The sequence below is a fragment of the Maridesulfovibrio bastinii DSM 16055 genome, from assembly GCF_000429985.1.
Classification (GTDB): Bacteria; Desulfobacterota; Desulfovibrionia; order Desulfovibrionales; family Desulfovibrionaceae; genus Maridesulfovibrio; species Maridesulfovibrio bastinii.
In genome coordinates this window covers 38,697-55,829 of the sequence record NZ_AUCX01000005.1, presented here as the reverse complement: position 1 = coordinate 55,829, position 17,133 = coordinate 38,697, and the positions used below count along the sequence as shown (strand labels likewise).

The following is a 17,133-nucleotide window of genomic DNA, read 5'->3' as shown; positions in this document are numbered from 1 at the left end:
TACAGCGGTGTTTTAAGATGTAAGTCTTAAGAAATGCAGCCTCAGGCAAACCTCATTACCTGCTATAGGACTCCGTTTTAAAATCTGTAAATTAATTAAATATAAGAATGGCTGAAGACTCACTAAACCTTACGCACTTAAGCGAACCGACAGATATTGTTCAGGCATGGCAGGACGTGGTTCTGTACACTGACGCTTCAGGTATCATCAAAAAGAACAACAATACCGGTATTGATTATCTCCCGGAAGCAATGACAGTTGAAATCCCCTTCTGGCAGGCATTGCAGCTTGGTTCCCAATCACTCAAGGCGACTCTAAAAAAATATCCTGAACATACTATAAATGAAGTCAGCGGTCCTGAGGGGAGAAGCTTTTTAGTAAGGATTATTCCTCTGGTAGCTGAGATATCGTCCGAGCACGGGTATATAGTTATTGCTACGGACAACAGGTCTATGGAAGAGCTTTTTGAATATTACAAAGAACGTCTTTATGACAATATCACCGCATGGTCAGATTCATTAACACTCTTTAATTCAGTATTTGACACGGTAAAGGATGCTACTCTGCTTGTTGATGAATCCGGTACTGTAGTTGCGGCAAATCCTGCGGCTGTTAAACAGCATTCAAAAGATTCCTTGATCGGGACAGATTTCGAAGAACTCTTCAACCGAAGATTCAGAAAGGACCTGCGGCAGGCTGTTAAACAATTATCACCCGGAAAAATCTGGACAAAAAATATTGTTGCCTACGACAGTGAAGGTGAAACTTTTCCCTGTGAAGCGACTCTGCGCAAAATAAAGTTTACCGGTTACACTCTCTTTCAATTGATTTTACATGATTTATCCGACCATATTGAGCTTAAGGAAAACCTTAAGGATAAAAAAGAAGAAGTCGAACGGATGAATATTGCTCTGAGGCAGGTAATAAAAACAGTTGAAGAAGACCGTCAGGAGTTCCGGGAGAATCTGACAAATCAGGTAAAGAAGCAGATGCTTCCGGCCATCAATAACATTGCAAAAGCTGATGAAGCTGAAGTCCGTGAAGGTTATAAAAGCGTCATCGAAGAACACCTTGCAGAGCTGGCAGGAGAAAACAGCTTTGAATCAGATGCCGGTCTATTGCGCCTTTCAGCAAGAGAAATAGAAGTTTGCAGACTTATACAGCTTGGCAAGGGCGGCAAAGAGGTCGCCGCGAGCCTCAATCTATCCTTTGAAACAGTGCAGACACATAGAAAAAATATCCGTAAAAAACTTGGCCTGCGCGGCAAAAAAATGTCCCTTTACTCCTATCTCCGCCGAAAACCTCTTTTAAGCTGACATTCGGGTATACCCGAATACCCGAACCATCCCCCTTATCCCCCCTTGCGAAGTAACAGATATATTGTTTTCATATCGATGCATCGAAAATGGTTATATTTTAAACCATAGACACATAGCTGTAACAAAAATTTATTTATTAACTTGATTATATATTTAAATTAAGTTGCACAACCATCTCTATATTCATTTTATGAATATTTTTATCTCCTAAAATACATAATTATTTTTGCAAAATATGTTATATTTTGTGTTTATATCAATACCATTTCACTTAACTGGAGACGATATGAAAAGTGTTATTCGTTCTATTTTTCTAATTGCTGTAGTGATTTCCATGATGATTGTTTCCGGATGTACGGACAAAAAAACAGATTCTCTTGAACGTGTCCGCAAGGCAGGAGAAATCAGTTTTGCAATGAGTGGAGGATATCCCCCGTTCAACTTTTACAACACCAAAAACCAGCTTGTAGGATTTGATGTTGATGTTGCCCGTGAAGTAGCCAAGCGGCTGGATCTGAAATTCAAACCGGTAACAACTGAATGGAGCGGCATAATTGAAGGTCTGCGCTCTGGAACTTATGACGCCATCCTCGGGAGTATGGCTGCTACCGCTGAACGTAAAAAGGTCGTGAACTTTTCAACTCCATACTACTATTCCGGAGCTCAGCTCATCGTAAGTTCCACCTCCGATTATACCAGCAATTCGGAGCTTGCCGGAAAAACTATCGGAGTTGTGACCGGGACAACATTTACCGAAGACGCCAAAAAGCTCGGCGCAGGCGATATCAAATTATATAAAGATGACACACAGACTCTTACAGAACTCGACAGCGGAGCAGTTGACGCAGTTATCACCGACAGAGTTGTCGGCGCAAACGCCATGAACTCGGGAAAATTTAAAATCAAACTTTTCGGTGCACCATTAAGAAGCGAAGACATCGCCGTGGCTTTCAAAAAAGGCGACGACACTCTGCTTGATGCAGTAAACAAAGTAATTACCGAGATGCATACTGACGGGACCCTTAGTAAAATCAGTATGAAATGGCTTAAGACAGATATCACCAAAAAATAATTTCACTGAAGAATCAACACAATCAGCTGAGTTTTTTATCCAACCAATTTAACAACAGGATAACCTGATGTATTTAGATCTGGCTGCGATTCCTAAGTATTTGCCATATTTCATCCCGGCAGCATGGATGACTCTTAAAGTCACAACTTTCGGGATACTTCTTGGAGTTATACTTGGACTGGGAACCGCATTTCTTAGAATCTCAGAGAAAAAAATATTTAATATACCGGCAAGAGCCTACATTTATATAATCAGGGGTACCCCTTTGCTCCTGCAACTTTTATTCATCTATTTCGGACTGAGAAGCGTAGCAGGACTAAGTGCGCTCAGTTCGGCGGTACTTGCACTGGGTATCCATAACGGAGCCTACATAGCGGAAATCTTCAGGGGAGCCATTGTCTCAATCTCTTCAGGACAGATGGAAGCGGCAAGAAGTCTGGGCATGCCCTACACAAGGGCCATGATCAGAGTAATTCTTCCGCAGGCCCTGAAGCGAGCCATCCCGGCACTCGGCAATCAGTTTATCATTGCCCTCAAAGACTCTTCGCTTGCCAGTACAATAACTATCAATGAACTGCTCTTAAAATCCCAGCAGCTGGCTTCATCCAATTTCATGATGATGGAAATGCTGTTGACAGCAGCTTTGTTCTACCTGTTTTACACTGCCCTTTTCAACTGGCTGTTCCATATTCTTGAAGCCAGACTTGATGTCAGCAGTGCATAGGAGAAAAAATATGCAGAATGCACCGGTTATAGAAATTTCGGGCCTCAACAAATGGTTCGGCGATCAGCATGTTTTAAAAGGAATTGATCTGAACGTGCTGCCCTCTGATGTTGTCGTCATCATCGGTTCAAGCGGATCAGGGAAAAGTACCCTGCTGCGCTGTGTCAACTATCTTGAAAGCTACGATGAGGGAGAAATAAATGTTTCAGGACAGACTGTCACCGGCGATGATAAATTCATAAATGCCCTCAGGACAAAAGTCGGCATGGTTTTTCAGCATTTCAACCTTTTTCCGCACATGTCCGTACTGGGTAATGTGATGGAAGGCCCGACTCAGGTCAGAAAAATGAAAAAAAAGAAAGCAGCCGATCTTGCTGAATACTACCTCGAAAAGGTCGGTATGGAAGAATTTCTGGATGCCTATCCGCAAAATCTTTCAGGTGGACAAAAGCAGAGGGTGGCTATTGCCAGATCTCTGGCAATGGAACCTGAAGTTATGCTTTTTGATGAACCGACTTCAGCACTGGACCCTGAACTTGTGGGTGAAGTGCTTGGCGTTATGCGCAAGCTTGCTGAAGACGGCATGACGATGATGGTTGTAACCCACGAAATGGGCTTTGCCCGTGAAGTGGCTGATTCCGTGGCCTTTATGGATGAGGGTGTCATTCTTGAACAAGGCACCCCCCAAAGAATTTTTGATGAGCCGCAAATGCCGCGCACTCAGGAATTTCTCGGCCAAATCTTATAACAGGGAGTAATTTTGAAAATATTCACAGAGCACCAGCAGGAAGTTGCAAATTCGCTTGACGAAACCAATGTGACCAGATCCGACTGGACGGACTGGAAATGGCACATTCGCAACTCAGTAAGGACAGTGGAAGATTTTGAGAGAGTTCTGGGAGTTGATTTTTCCGACACGGAAAGACGTATCTACAGAAGGACCCTCGACAAGTTCCCCATGTCGGTGACTCCGTATTATCTCTCGCTGATCGATACTGATGATTATAAAAATGATCCGGTTTTCCTGCAATCCTTCCCTTCAAAGGAAGAACTGAAAATCGGAAGATATGATATGACTGACCCTCTCCATGAGGATGAAGACAGCCCTGCTCCGGGAATAACCCACAGGTACCCCGACAGGGTGCTGCTTCAAATAAGTAATACCTGCTCCATGTACTGCCGACACTGCACCAGAAAACGCAAAGTCGGAGATGTTGATTCAATTCCTTCAAAATCAACAATTGAGGAAGGAATTGAATATATTAAAAACACCCCTCAAATCCGGGACGTGCTTCTGTCCGGCGGTGATCCATTGATGCTTTCTGACAGCAAGCTTGACTGGATTTTAAGCAGAATTGAAGAAATTGAGCATGTTGAAGTTGTCAGAATAGGAACCAGAATGCCTGTGGTGCTGCCATACCGTATCACCGACAGTCTGGTTGAAATGCTGAAAAAGCATCACCCGCTCTGGATAAACACCCACTTCAACCATCCCCGTGAAATTACCGAGTCATCCCGCAGAGCTCTGGCAAGGCTGGCTGACGCAGGAATTCCGCTCGGTAACCAGAGTGTGCTGCTTTCCGGTGTAAATGACTGCCAGAGACTTATCAAAACCCTTAACCATAAACTGGTAAAAAATCGTGTACGCCCGTATTATCTTTACCAGTGCGATATGTCTGAGGGGCTGACCCATTTCAGAACACCGATAGGAAAGGGTATTGAAATAATTGAAAGCCTGCGTGGTCATACCAGCGGATTCGCTGTTCCGACCTATGTTGTGGATGCTCCCGGCGGCGGAGGTAAAATTCCTGTAATGCCCAACTATATTGTCTCATGGGGTCCCAATAAAGTTATTTTGAGGAACTATGAAGGAGTCATCACAACTTACAACGAGCCGGACACTTACGAAGCAAACTATTGCGACCGCGAGTGCGCCAAGTGCAATCTGCAACTCAAGGAAGATGATGCCGAGGAAAAAGCTATAGGTATCGAAAAACTTCTTTCAGACTGGGATGACACAACCAGTCTTACCCCTGAAAATAATGAGCGTATGTGTCGCAGAGACGATGATGAGGACGAAGATGCCGCATGATAATATTATCAGAGTCGGTAATTCGGTTTTGCAGCACGGGACCGAAAATGACCGTGTCTATCTTATGAAACTGGATGAATCTGATATTCTGAAAGTTATCGAAGTAATCGACAATCTGGTAAACAGGAACGGATATTCCAAAATATTTGCAAAAATACCGGAAAAATCGTCAGAATTCTTCACCGGACGGGGCTTCAGCATTGAAGCCTCGGTTCCGATGATGGTAAATGGCGTATCATCCGGGTATTTTATGGGAAAATACTTTAATTCGACAAGAAAAACCGTAAGTAATCAAAAACTTCTTGACGAAGTTCTTAAGGTTGCTGAGACTAAAAGTGTTGAAGTCGGTATTCAACCGGATACATCTTCGGTGAAAAGGCTTGGGCCTGAACATTGTTCCAAGTTGGCAGAACTTTACGACAACGTATTTGAGTCCTACCCTTTTCCCATCACTAATCCGGAATTTATTCTAGAAGAAATGAATTCCGATGTGTATTTTTATGGAATTTTTGCAGGTAAAAAACTTGTTGCAGCTTCATCCGCTGAGATGGACAGTTCATGGAAATGCGTTGAAATGACCGACTTTGCAACCCTCCCCGAAGCAAGGGGAAATGGTGCTGCCGGCAACCTTCTGGCGCGTATGAATAAAGACATGTCCGACATGGGTATTCTTACAGCCTTCACAATTGCGAGAGCCGGCAGCTTTGGTATGAACGCCGTGTTCGCGAAAGACGGGTACAGTCTCGCAGGGACTTTACCCAACAATACGCAAATTGGAGGAAGATTGGAGAGTATGAATGTCTGGTATAAAGCAATTGCCTCAAGTTAGAAAATTCAACTTCAGAATTGATTGTACTTACTCGGTATGGTGGAACCTGCTGCTTATATCTGTGGGTTCTTTTCTGGTTGCAATTGGCTTTAAGAGCCTTTCTGTTCCATATCAATTCATTCCCGGAGGTATTTTCGGCTTATCGTCGCTGATTTATTATACCTTCGGAGGAATCGATCCGGGCTGGCTGTATATGCTTCTGAATATACCGCTTTTCATTATGGCCTGGGTAAAAGTAAGCAGAAGATTTTTCTACTACAGTGCTTTTGCGACTATAGCCACTACTGTCTTTTACGACATTTTCACGATACCCATGCCCATTACCAACCAGCTATATGCTGCTGTGGCCTGCGGTATACTTACCGGACTTGGAGCCGGTATCGTGCTGAGATCACTCGGATCAAACGGCGGACTTGATGTTCTGGCTGTTTACCTTTTCCAGAGGTACAATATCGGAATAGGTAAAATGTATCTGATATTCAATACTACATTGTTTATCCTGTCTGCATTCAGGCTTCCGCTTGATCTTATTATCGCATCCTTAATCCTTACTTTTATAAGCTCAGTTGTTGTCGACAACACCCTTTCTCTCTTCAACCAGAGAAAAGTTGTTTTCATTATTTCAGACAATGCTGACGCCATCTGCAAAGAAATCTTTGATTCTTTCAGACAAAGCGCAACCTTTCTCAAAGGTTTCGGTGCTTATAAACGGCAGGAAAAAAATGTACTTATGACAGTCATAAACAACGTACAGCTTAAAAAGCTTGAGGAAATAACATTTTCCTATGACCCGAACGCCCTTTTCATTGTTGAAAACACTTTTTCGGTGCTTGGTTCAAGCTTTTCAAAACGTAAAATATATTAAAAAAAGTGCCGCATGATTTCATGCGGCACTTAACATTAAATTCTTTATTTCTCCGGATCTCAGGAAATTCTACGCACAACTTTTTCCCATTTTATTGTATCCTCAAGTCCGTCTTCAAGGGATATTTCCGGTTTGAATCCTACAGCTTCCAATTTAGAAATATCTGCTATGGAATGTTTTATATCCCCGGCTCTTTCAGGTTTGAAGGTAATATCCTTATCACTGCCGGTCAGCTCAAGCACTCTTTCCGCGAGTTCCAGAACAGAAGTTCCCTTTCCTGTTCCAACATTATAGATACCTTTAAGTGGTCCCTTGCCGGAGGAATCAAGCCCGGCCGCTAGCAGATAAACCTTAACGGCATCTGAAACATGGATAAAATCACGGGACTGCAAACCATCGCCAAAGATGACCATAGACCGTTCACTAAGTCCGAAATCTATAAAGCGGGAAATAACTCCGCTGTAGGCACTGGAGGGATCCTGCCTTGGACCGAAGACATTGAAAAAACGCAGTGAACAGCCATAACCGGAATCTTCAAGATAAATAGAGGTGCGAAACTTTGCCAGACCGTAAGGACTCAGGTGGTCATCCACCTCACGCGCGTATTCTTCCCGGACCGGAAGTCTGACCTCAGCTCCGTATTCCGCAGCGGAACCAGCAAAAATAAACGATTCAACACCGTGACTGCGTGCTCCCTCTATCATCTTAACACTGCTGGCATAGTTGGTTTCCATTGTTGTTTCAGCATGCTTAAGGGAATAAGGAACACTAACGATAGCCGCCAGATGGAAAACCACGTCAACGGATGAAAACTTCTCAATAATTTCATCCCAGAATTCATCTTCGACTATCGACATATCCATGAAGTAAAAATCAGGATTATTTATAAATTTCTCCATGTTATGGGGATATCCGGAAAAGAAGTTATCTATTCCAATTACGGTATGTCCTTGATCTAGCAATGCTGCTGAAAGATGGCTGCCGATAAATCCCGCACAGCCTGTTACCAGACAATTTTTCCCGGATGACATATATTCCCCTCTGATTTTAAATCTTCATGCTAAAATTTTAATAAACAGTGTATTTCTAGGAGTAGCAATTCTTTTGTGGCCATAATACCAGAATTAAATCCAGATTAAATTATTTTAGTTTTTTCCATTCCGCATTCTTTTTAATCCGGAAAATGACATCCCGTAAGCCAAAAAGGTTGTAAACTTCTTTTCAAGGCTCCAATCCAGATAACAGCCTAAAGATTCAGGACTTTGATAAGCTTATCCATATCTATAGGTTTTGTGAGGCAGTCATTCATACCGGCACCGAGAAACTCTTCACGGTCTCCTGCCATCGCATAGGCTGTCAAAGCAATAATGGGAATTTCTTTATTAGTATCACCGGCTTTACCGGAACGAATTTTAAGGGTCGCTTTAATGCCATCCATTACAGGCATTTGAATATCCATAAGAACAACGTCAAAGCTGTCATTTTTCAATTGATCAAGAGCTTCAAGACCGTTGACCGCGCAACTGACATGCGTTCCATATTTTTCAAGCATCCTCTTCATAGCCAGTCGATTGATGGCTTCATCTTCAACCAGCAGAATTTTTGAAGGTCTACTTTTTTCTTCCAACAATTTTTCTGAATATTCCATATTCTGCAAAGAATTTTCACTTCCTGTTTTCAAAGGAACAGAAAAATAAATATCCGTACCTTTTCCTTTTACTGAATCTATACTCAGAGAGCCGTTCATCATCTCAACCAGCTTTTTCACAATGGAAAGTCCAAGCCCTGCGCCCTGAAACCTGCGGACATAGCTGTCTTCACCCTGCATAAAAATTTCAGAAATATTATCAAGTTCGTCATCAGCGATACCGATGCCACTATCCGAAACAATAAAAAGAATTGTAAGATCTGCTTCAGTCTGCCTGATTAAATGAACTTCAAAACGGATAAAACCTGAATCAGTAAACTTAATTGAATTTCCTAACAGATTGGTAATAACCTGCATTATCCTTATCTGATCACCGATTACAATTTCCGGGAGCCTTTCGTCAAAATAAAATGTCTGCTCCAAACCTTTCTGCAGACATGACGGAGTGAATAATTCTCCGGTATTACGCAGAAGTTCCCTTAAATTAAAAGGAGCTTCCACCAGAAAAGTTTTCCCTGCTTCTATTTTTGAAAGATCAAGGACATCGCCCAGCAGATCAGTCAACCTCCTTGCAGCGGTCACCGCGCCATTAATATAACGCTCCTGCTCGCCATCAAGACCGGTTGTCTGCAAAAGACCGTGCATACCGATAATTCCATTTAGAGGGGTCCTCAGCTCATGACTCATATTGGCAAGAAAAATTGATTTGGCCTGATTCGCTCTTTCAGCTTCCTCTTTGGCTTTCAAAAGAGCCAGATTGGCTTTTTTAATTTCGGTTAAATCCACGTTGATGCTGTATATCTCAACGTTACCGGATTTATTTAGTTGCATAACATGCGAAAAATAGACCGGAACCTGATTACCCTTTTTATCAACAAGAACCGATTCGCCGGGTTGCAAAGGACTACCCCCGTCAATCCATGCTTTAAGGCCTTTAACAAATCTCTGCCTGCTTTTCTCAGGAAGAACAAGTTCCTCTATAGGACGACCAAGAACTTCATCTGCACTGTATCCAAAAAGCCTTTCGCTTGTTTTATTCCAGAATATGATTTTACGGTCCGCATCATATCCCTGCACGGCAATCATCTCCAGACCTTCAAACAGACTCCTGAAGCGATGCTCGTTTTCCATCAGGCCGAGCATATTTTCCCTTTCACGGGTAATATCCCTGAAAACACAATGCGTCTGCTTAAAAGAACCGTCATCATTACGGTCGATTCTTCCTGAAAAAGATACCAGCAGATAGGTTCCGTCTTTACGCAGCAGCTTGAATTCCACTCCCAGGATTTCACCAATGCTTTTGAATTTTGGGAAATTCTGCTGAAAATTAATTCGCCACTCAGGATGGATAATTTCACTGAAATTGCGCCCTATTAAATCCTTTTTTTCATATCCGAGAATTTTACAGAACGTATTATTAACATCGACAAAAGTCCCATCAGCATCAAGAGACTGGTATGGAACAGGTGCTTCAAGATATAATTTTTTAAATTTTTCTTCGCTGTCAGCCAGTTTTTTCTGGGTAGTGACGTGCTCAGTAACATCGAAAATGCAGGAATAGATACATTCTCTTCCAAAAACAGGGGCTACCCCGCTATAAACTCTGACATTCCTTGTTCGGCCGTCAGCAAGTCTGTGCTCAAGCAGAAACTCATTCTGACTTCGTCTGACAGCCTTATCAATATTTTCATCTACCGTAGCACTGTCTACTGTATTCAAATCATAAACTTTAATTTTTTTTATTTCAGAAATGGAGTATCCGTAAAAGGAACATGCGGCATCATTCGCATCCAGAATTACACCGTTTTCAGGATCAAATATTATTGTAACAATGTGGTTTTTTCTAAAAAAAGAATCATAAAAATCTCTGCCCACAACTCCGTCTTTTTCCTGACAGCATTCTGCCGGTCTATGCTTTTCGGAGATGTCTTTTCTATCAAAAACCGGATATACTTTATTGCTATTCCCCATCAGAAAACTCCAGAAATGTCATTAATAAAGAAAATGACATAATTTTATACCAGAATACTTGCATAGCAGACTATATAACAAATTTTTGCAAAGAGAAGAAATATTTTTAAACATAAAACACATAAAAAAACCTCCGCATAAAAACGGAGGTTTTCGATATAATAATTAAGATTAAGAAACTGAATATCACAGCATGATATAATTCAATTAAGTATCAATACATTGCTCCGGGAAGATAAAGAATAAACTGCGGAAAAATTGAAAACAATATTATACCCACAAGAATTGCAAGTAAAAATGGCATTGTTCCTTTAAATATAGATTCCAATGTAATCGAAGGAGCAAATTTCTGGGCCATACCATAGACAACATAAACATTTATGCCTACTGGAGGCGTAATAACTCCGATCTGCGTAACCAGAACAATAATTACCCCGAACCATATCGGATCAAACCCCATTGCCGTGACCATCGGATAAAATACAGGAATGGTCAGCATAATAAGAGCCAGCGCATCCATAAAACAGCCACCGATAAAATAAATAAGCAGAATCATCGTCATGATTACAAGTGGTGGAAAATCAAGCGACGAAGTCCATGAAGCAACATTAAACGGTATTCTGGTCACAGCCAGAAACTTACCGAATACAACTGCTCCGGCCACCAGAAATAGAACCATGCATGAGGTACGCATAGTTTCATAAAGAGAATTACATAGATCTTTCCAGCTGAGCTGACGCTTAACAATCCCAAGTATAAGAACCCCGAGAACACCGATTGAGGCCGACTCGGTCGGGGTAAACCAACCTTTAAACATGCCGCCGATAACAAGCACAAAGATTATAAAAGTGTCAGCAAGCCCGGCAAGGGAGCGCATTTTTTCGGAAAATGAACACGGCACACCTTTAGGGCCAAGCTCAGGATTAATCCTGCACTGAATAGCTATGGCAATAATAAAAAGAACCGTAAGCACAACGGAAGGAATTATTCCCGCAACAAAAAGCGAGCCTATGGATTGCTCTGTAAGAACCCCGTAAACAATCAGGACAACACTGGGCGGCATAATCATGCCCAGTCCTCCACCTGACGCCACAGACCCGGCGGCGAGAGAATCGGCATAACCGTATCGCTTCATTTCCGGTATTCCGACTGTGGCCATAGTTGCGGCTGTTGCAGGAGATGAGCCGCAGACGGCTCCGAAAGCCGTGCAGGCAGAGACAGTGGCCATTGCCAACCCGCCCTGAATATTTCCGAGAAAATGATAAGCCGTGCGATAAAGCCTGCGACTGATCCCGGTATTAAAAGCCAGCTGCCCCATCAAAATAAATAAAGGAATGGTCGCAAGATCGTAGGAAGAAAAAGTTCCATAAAAACTGCGAGAGAGCAGTCCCAGCCCGCCCTTGAGAGAGATAAGCGTTGAAAAACCGCCGAATCCCACGATGGTCATGATATAAGCCACCGGCATTCCGGTCATGAACAATACCAGCATAACCACAACACCGATAAGACCGATAGTAGCCGGATCCATTATTCAACCTCCACAAAAAAGGAAAGAAAATCTTTGAACTGAACGAGAGTCAGGCAGCCGAATCCGGCAGCCAGTGAATAGATAATGAGTGGAGTCGGCAGTTCCAGAGTCATGGAAACATGCCCTACTTTTGCCATGCTCATTCCATAAAGAACAAGCCTCCAGGTAATGAGAGCAAAAAGGGCTACTCCGGCAAGATCAGTGAGACAACGGATTCTGGCTCTTGTTCTTTTTTTCAGACGGCTGATTAAAAATTCGACACCGATATTACTCCGCTGGGAATGAGTATAAGCGAGACCGAATCCAGTGGCTAGAACAGCCAGAACAGCAACAATCTCTTCAACACCGATAAGTGGAGAATTGAACACACCACGCATGACAACATCAGCCCCGGTAACAAGAGCCATGCCTATAAGAGCTGCGGCAGCTATTACTTTAAGCAGATTCTCCAGTCCGCGGATAAGATAAAACATCACCTGCCCCCGTTTTTACAGAATAAGCCGGGGCAACAACAAACCCCGGCTTATAACTTTCAGTCATTTATGAATTTATTTTTGTATAGAATTAAGCTCTGTTACGGTGAAATCTAAAACAGCCTTTCCATCTACGCCCTTGGCTGAAACATTTTTGATGTACTCATCCATCATAGGCATGGCTTTCTGCTTCCACCTGTTACCCTCAGCTTCATCCAGAGTTATGAATTTGCCACCCTTCTTTTCAAAGAACTCTTTACCAAGCTGGTCGCTATGGTCCCAGGCCTGACCGTGTTTCAAGGCCCATTCTTTGTTGATATCCGTAATTATTTTCTGGATATCTTCAGGCAGCTCTTCCCATTTTTCTTTATTCATTACGACAAAGAACGTTGTGGTATATGCAACAGGATAGTTTAAAGTACAGTAATCAACCACTTCAGCCATTTTCCAGCCTTTGTTGGTTTCAATAGGGTACATGCCCCCGTTCACAACACCTCTGCGTATGGCCTGATAGGAATCAGGCATGGACATGGCTACAGGAGCACCGCCAAGAGCTGAAACCAGCTTGGCCGAGTTGCCGGTTGCCCTGATTTTAAGGCCCTTCAAATCTTCAAGAGTTCTCACGGGTTTTTCAGCGGTATGCAGAAGTCCCGGACCGTGGGCATGGAAATACATGAGGTGAACATCATCAAGCTCTGCCGGTTTGAACTTCTCATAAACGGCATTGGCTACTTTTGTGGCGGCTACTCCGGATTTATATCCCAGCGGAAGATCAACAACCGCCATGACCGGGAACCGGCCCCGTGAATACGCCAGAGCGGAAAGTCCTATATCGGAAAGTCCCTGAACAACTCCATCATAACACTGGTTGGCTCTGGTAAGGGTTCCACCGGGAAAATATGAAATTGTAACTCTTCCGTCGGTGCGCTTTTCAACTTCCTGACACCACTCTTCAGCCAGCTTAGACTGCACATGGGTAGGAGGAAAAAAGTTTGAATATGTAAAATTATAAGTTTCAGCCTTTGCAAATGACGGCAGGACCGAAGTTAAAAGCAGAACAGACAGCAAAACCAAAAATTTACCCTTCATTATTCCTCCAAAAGGCAGCAATATGATTAATTTATTTTTTCAGGCCCTTGTCCAGAATCAGTGTCACAGCGGCATCTCTGACAGTTTGAAGATCCAGAACACCTGTCCCTAATGCGTTATGAACCATAAACCCCTCAAACATAACGGTATTCAAAGCGCCAAGCTTTTCAGCCGGAAAATCAGTCTCAAGATATTCACTTATCAATCCGGCAAAGATTTCATCGGAAAGACGGTATTGACTCAGCCCTAGATCACCACGGATTTCCGGGGTTCTCGCGGCATGGATTGTAAATTCCAGAAATACTTTCGCCCAGTTGCAGTCTCTCACAATATCTTCCAGAAAATCCCAGATGATATTTATGACCTCTTCAAGAGAGCCTGCCGTGCTGAGCTTTTTATCTCTGGCTTCACGGTAGTCGCGCATTTTACTTTCAAGAATATCAAGGAAAAGGCGATCCTTGCTTGCCCAGTATCTATAGAAATTACCTTTTGAGTATCCGGCGTTATCAGTTATTTCAGCAACCGAAGTAGCCACATAACCTTTGCGGACAAACAATTTCTGGGCAGAATCCATAAGATCGTTCATGGTCTGCTTTGATTTTTCTTTTTGTTTCCGAGCCATAAATTTCACATCCGGCAAAACTTTTTTAAAACCTAAAATGACCTATGGTCATAAAATGACTGTCGGTCACTTTTATTTATGAACTCTCTTCATGTCAACATTTTTATCAGTAAAGCAGATAAAAAAATCACCTAATCGATAGAGGTTAGAGACGTGCTCTTACAACACATGCCAAGCCGTTATTTTTAAAATCTATCATGAAAACAATTTGATATTGCTATAACCGATTGGACGAACCTGAGTCTCTGTGATCAAGATAGCTTTCAAGCCTTTAATATCGGCATAACTCCTTCATATTCCCAATAAAGGTAACCATCATGGATCTTAAATTCTTCACCGACTTCTCTGAAAAAAGCATAGCGGAACTGGACGAGTGGCACGAACAGGGTAAAAAAATAGCTGGAATCTACTGTATTTATGCCCCGATAGAACTGATACGTGCGGCTGGGGTCGTGCCCATAAGTCTTTGTGGAAAAAAACAGACGCCCATAAAAGATGCTGAAAAAGATCTGCCTCCGGCTCTCTGTCCGCTTATAAAATCAAGCTATGGTTTTGCTGTTACTGAAAGCTGTCCTTTTTTCAGTTTTTCAGATTTCATAATTGCGGAAACAACATGTGACGGAAAAAAGAAAATGTATGAGCTGATGGAAAAGTTCAAACCGGTTCACCTCATGCACCTGCCACATACTCAAAACGGGACTCCGGCTCTTGAATACTGGAAAGCCTCATTAAAAAGTCTTGAAGAATTTCTCTATGAACAGTCCGGTATAAAAGTATCGGCAACAGAACTCCTTGACCGCATTAAAGAGCAAAACCAGATTAGAAAGGAACTCTGGGAAATTGCTGTTCTTGCTGCGAATGAAAGATCTCCTCTGACTGCCAGTGAAATGCTCTCTGTTCAGGAAAGCTCCAGTTTCAGCGTCTACCCGCAAAAACACATTGAGGCACTGAAAAAACTTCATACAGAGCTGGAAGAATTTATAAACTCACAGAGCGCTGTAGAAAATAAGGGATTACGGATTCTGCTTACCGGATGCCCGGTAGGAAAAGGATCAGACAAAGTTATCAGAATTACAGATGATCTTGGCGGACGCATAGTCTGTATGGAGAACTGTTCCGGCCTTAAAGGAATGACCATGCAGGTAAAAGAGGATGGTGATCCTTTTGAAGCTCTGGCTGAACGCTATCTCCAGATTCCATGTTCCTGCATGACTCCCAATGAGAACCGCTTCTCTTCCATCAAAGAAATGGTTGAAACATTCAGAGTTGAGGCCGTGATTGACCTCACCTGGACGGGCTGCCACACCTATAACGCAGAATCGACTCTTATCGGAAGGTTTGTGGAACAGGAACTGAATCTGCCATTCCTGCATATAGAAACAGATTATTCCGAATCAGATATTGAGCAGCTCAGGACTCGTATTGAAGCATTTTTAGAGCTGGCCTCCTAAAGATAAACCGGGAGAGGCCTTCCATCTCCCGGTACGCTTTATATATTTACAAAAATTTTGATTCAATTTTCATTCTATATTCAATAACTAACCATATATTCTAAAAAAAACAGTAAATTGGTCTAATTGCCTCAGTCACGCTCCTCTGCTATCTTGCACGCCCTTTAACGGAGGTTTCCAAGGTGTTAGAACTGGCAACACAGGCTGTAAATTTTATATACTCATTCGTCTCAGCAATGGGAACCGGTGAACAGATTTCCATTGTTACCGGCATAATTTATATTTTCTTAAGCGTACGGGAAAATCCTTTATGCTGGCCCTTCGGCATTGTCAGCGTCGGGATATGGATGGTTATTGTTTTTACAGGAAAGCTATATGCTGATGCTTTTTTACAGGCTGTCTATGTAGTCCTTGGTTTTTACGGCTGGTATCAATGGCTCCGGGGAGGAAAAAACAGTTCACCACTCCCCGTAAGACGAATACCTTTCAAACTGGCAGCCGGACTTGCGGCAGGGGGAACCGTAGCAACTGTTTTGTGCGGGTATGTTTCCACCAAATATCTGCACGCCGCATATCCGTGGTGGGATTCAATTACAACGGTAATGAGTCTGATCGCCCAATACCTTCTCGCTAAAAAATACCTTTCAAACTGGATTCTGTGGATTATCGCAGACACCATCTATGTCTTTATATATTATCTCAAAGGCTGGTCAGGATACAGCCTGCTTATGGTTGTTTATACCCTGATGGCTGCGGCAGGTTATCTGCAATGGCGTAAATCAATGCTCAACAGGGAAAACAATGTCTAGCATACGCATCGTCATAACCGGATCGGAATGTACCGGAAAATCAACTCTGACTCGAAAGCTCGGTGAACATTATCAAGTTGAGACCGTTCCTGAATATCTCCGCAATTACTTTGAGATGAAGCATGGCAGACTGAGCATTGATGATGCGGTCCCCATTGCCAGAGGACAATTGGAAGCAGAACAAAAAATTATAGAAAAGGGTTGTAATCCGGTTATCTGCGATACAGATACACTCTCTTCACTAATATATTCAAATCATTATTTTGGCTCCTGCCCGGAACAGATTGAGACCATTTTTAACAACCTCAAAACTGATCTATACCTTTTATGCTGCACCGATATACCGTGGCAGGCAGATGGACAGAGAGACCGTCCCGAAGGCAGACAATACATGCAGGACCTTTTTAAAAATGAACTGGAAAAAAGAGAACTTCCATATATTGAACTATCCGGTTCTGTTGAAGAAAGAGCGCGAAAGGCAGTTGAGCAGATAGACCTTCTGCTACTTGAGTCCTGACATATCCTCAGGATAAAAAACTAAAAAAAAGAACTCCACTGCCCGAAAATTTTTTAAGCAGCGGAGTTCTTCTAAAATCTACGCAGTTTATGCTTTGCTACTCACCCGCAAATTCAAGCGGCAT

16 protein-coding genes are annotated in these 17,133 nt (G+C 42.6%); 10 read left to right on the top strand and 6 right to left on the bottom strand.

The annotated features are described in order from the left end of the window. The first annotated feature begins 107 nt into the window (after positions 1-107). The 7 genes from G496_RS0100245 to G496_RS0100215 all read left to right on the top strand — a co-directional run bounded on the left by G496_RS0100245 (position 108) and on the right by G496_RS0100215 (position 6,901). Complete coding sequence (locus G496_RS0100245; protein WP_027177503.1) at positions 108-1,316, top strand: PAS domain-containing protein; 1,209 nt, start codon at positions 108-110, stop codon at positions 1,314-1,316. 289 nt (positions 1,317-1,605) lie between these two features. Next, entirely contained in the window at positions 1,606-2,391 is a 786-nt protein-coding gene (locus G496_RS0100240) for an ABC transporter substrate-binding protein (RefSeq protein WP_027177502.1), read from the top strand. Between the two features lie 67 nt (positions 2,392-2,458). Continuing rightward, positions 2,459-3,115 carry an amino acid ABC transporter permease gene (locus G496_RS0100235; protein ID WP_027177501.1) on the top strand — a complete coding sequence of 219 codons (657 nt, stop codon included), beginning with the start codon at positions 2,459-2,461 and terminating at the stop codon, positions 3,113-3,115. Between the two features lie 10 nt (positions 3,116-3,125). Next, entirely contained in the window at positions 3,126-3,863 is a 738-nt protein-coding gene (locus tag G496_RS0100230; protein ID WP_027177500.1) for an amino acid ABC transporter ATP-binding protein, read from the top strand. 12 nt (positions 3,864-3,875) lie between these two features. Further along, on the top strand, positions 3,876-5,207 hold the full coding sequence (kamA, locus tag G496_RS0100225) for a lysine 2,3-aminomutase (protein ID WP_027177499.1): 1,332 nt from the start codon (positions 3,876-3,878) through the stop codon (positions 5,205-5,207). Further along, the gene (ablB, locus tag G496_RS0100220) at positions 5,197-6,036 is read left to right on the top strand and encodes a putative beta-lysine N-acetyltransferase (RefSeq protein WP_027177498.1); all 840 of its coding nucleotides are present in this window, start codon (positions 5,197-5,199) and stop codon (positions 6,034-6,036) included. The genes kamA and ablB overlap by 11 nt, the downstream gene beginning before the upstream one ends. Then, positions 6,005-6,901: a YitT family protein gene (locus G496_RS0100215; protein ID WP_051294723.1), complete on the top strand. Its 897-nt coding sequence runs from the start codon at positions 6,005-6,007 to the stop codon at positions 6,899-6,901. The genes ablB and G496_RS0100215 overlap by 32 nt, the downstream gene beginning before the upstream one ends. A 59-nt stretch (positions 6,902-6,960) precedes the next feature. Here the strand turns inward: G496_RS0100215 and G496_RS0100210 are convergent, their stop codons facing one another. From G496_RS0100210 to G496_RS0100185, 6 genes are all read right to left on the bottom strand, one after another. Then, on the bottom strand, positions 6,961-7,932 hold the full coding sequence (locus G496_RS0100210) for an NAD-dependent epimerase/dehydratase family protein (RefSeq protein WP_034631861.1): 972 nt from the start codon (positions 7,930-7,932) through the stop codon (positions 6,961-6,963). A 215-nt stretch (positions 7,933-8,147) separates the two neighbouring features. Continuing rightward, positions 8,148-10,520: a PAS domain-containing hybrid sensor histidine kinase/response regulator gene (locus G496_RS18335; protein WP_051294722.1), complete on the bottom strand. Its 2,373-nt coding sequence runs from the start codon at positions 10,518-10,520 to the stop codon at positions 8,148-8,150. Positions 10,521-10,734: 214 nt separating this feature from the next. Then, positions 10,735-12,048: a TRAP transporter large permease gene (locus G496_RS0100200; RefSeq protein ID WP_027177495.1), complete on the bottom strand. Its 1,314-nt coding sequence runs from the start codon at positions 12,046-12,048 to the stop codon at positions 10,735-10,737. Next, the gene (locus G496_RS0100195; RefSeq protein WP_027177494.1) at positions 12,048-12,521 is read right to left on the bottom strand and encodes a TRAP transporter small permease; all 474 of its coding nucleotides are present in this window, start codon (positions 12,519-12,521) and stop codon (positions 12,048-12,050) included. The genes G496_RS0100200 and G496_RS0100195 overlap by 1 nt, the downstream gene beginning before the upstream one ends. 75 nt (positions 12,522-12,596) lie before the next feature. After that, positions 12,597-13,610: a TRAP transporter substrate-binding protein gene (locus G496_RS0100190; RefSeq protein ID WP_034631858.1), complete on the bottom strand. Its 1,014-nt coding sequence runs from the start codon at positions 13,608-13,610 to the stop codon at positions 12,597-12,599. 31 nt (positions 13,611-13,641) lie between these two features. Beyond that, positions 13,642-14,232 carry a TetR/AcrR family transcriptional regulator gene (locus tag G496_RS0100185; protein WP_027177492.1) on the bottom strand — a complete coding sequence of 197 codons (591 nt, stop codon included), beginning with the start codon at positions 14,230-14,232 and terminating at the stop codon, positions 13,642-13,644. 317 nt (positions 14,233-14,549) lie between these two features. Between G496_RS0100185 and G496_RS0100180 the strand changes: the two genes are divergently transcribed. The 3 genes from G496_RS0100180 (at position 14,550) to G496_RS0100170 (ending at position 17,009) form a co-directional block, all read left to right on the top strand. Next, positions 14,550-15,683, top strand: a complete 1,134-nt coding sequence (locus G496_RS0100180) for a double-cubane-cluster-containing anaerobic reductase (RefSeq protein ID WP_034631855.1) — start codon at positions 14,550-14,552, stop codon at positions 15,681-15,683. Positions 15,684-15,865: 182 nt separating this feature from the next. Beyond that, on the top strand, positions 15,866-16,492 hold the full coding sequence (gene pnuC / locus G496_RS0100175) for a nicotinamide riboside transporter PnuC (RefSeq protein ID WP_027177490.1): 627 nt from the start codon (positions 15,866-15,868) through the stop codon (positions 16,490-16,492). Continuing rightward, entirely contained in the window at positions 16,485-17,009 is a 525-nt protein-coding gene (locus G496_RS0100170; RefSeq protein ID WP_027177489.1) for an AAA family ATPase, read from the top strand. The genes pnuC and G496_RS0100170 overlap by 8 nt, the downstream gene beginning before the upstream one ends. Positions 17,010-17,133 lie beyond the last annotated feature (124 nt).

Bases quoted from the DNA above. Each gene is read 5' to 3' on its own strand.
- G496_RS0100245 (WP_027177503.1), top strand. From the start codon at position 108: ATGGCTGAAGACTCACTAAACCTTACGCACTTAAGCGAACCGACAGAT.
- G496_RS0100240 (WP_027177502.1), top strand. From the start codon at position 1,606: ATGAAAAGTGTTATTCGTTCTATTTTTCTAATTGCTGTAGTGATTTCC.
- G496_RS0100235 (WP_027177501.1), top strand. From the start codon at position 2,459: ATGTATTTAGATCTGGCTGCGATTCCTAAGTATTTGCCATATTTCATC.
- G496_RS0100230 (WP_027177500.1), top strand. From the start codon at position 3,126: ATGCAGAATGCACCGGTTATAGAAATTTCGGGCCTCAACAAATGGTTC.
- ablB (WP_027177498.1), top strand. From the start codon at position 5,197: ATGCCGCATGATAATATTATCAGAGTCGGTAATTCGGTTTTGCAGCAC.
- G496_RS0100215 (WP_051294723.1), top strand. From the start codon at position 6,005: ATGTCTGGTATAAAGCAATTGCCTCAAGTTAGAAAATTCAACTTCAGA.
- G496_RS0100210 (WP_034631861.1), bottom strand. From the start codon at position 7,932: ATGTCATCCGGGAAAAATTGTCTGGTAACAGGCTGTGCGGGATTTATC.
- G496_RS18335 (WP_051294722.1), bottom strand. From the start codon at position 10,520: ATGGGGAATAGCAATAAAGTATATCCGGTTTTTGATAGAAAAGACATC.
- G496_RS0100200 (WP_027177495.1), bottom strand. From the start codon at position 12,048: ATGGATCCGGCTACTATCGGTCTTATCGGTGTTGTGGTTATGCTGGTA.
- G496_RS0100195 (WP_027177494.1), bottom strand. From the start codon at position 12,521: ATGTTTTATCTTATCCGCGGACTGGAGAATCTGCTTAAAGTAATAGCT.
- G496_RS0100190 (WP_034631858.1), bottom strand. From the start codon at position 13,610: ATGAAGGGTAAATTTTTGGTTTTGCTGTCTGTTCTGCTTTTAACTTCG.
- G496_RS0100185 (WP_027177492.1), bottom strand. From the start codon at position 14,232: ATGGCTCGGAAACAAAAAGAAAAATCAAAGCAGACCATGAACGATCTT.
- G496_RS0100180 (WP_034631855.1), top strand. From the start codon at position 14,550: ATGGATCTTAAATTCTTCACCGACTTCTCTGAAAAAAGCATAGCGGAA.
- G496_RS0100170 (WP_027177489.1), top strand. From the start codon at position 16,485: ATGTCTAGCATACGCATCGTCATAACCGGATCGGAATGTACCGGAAAA.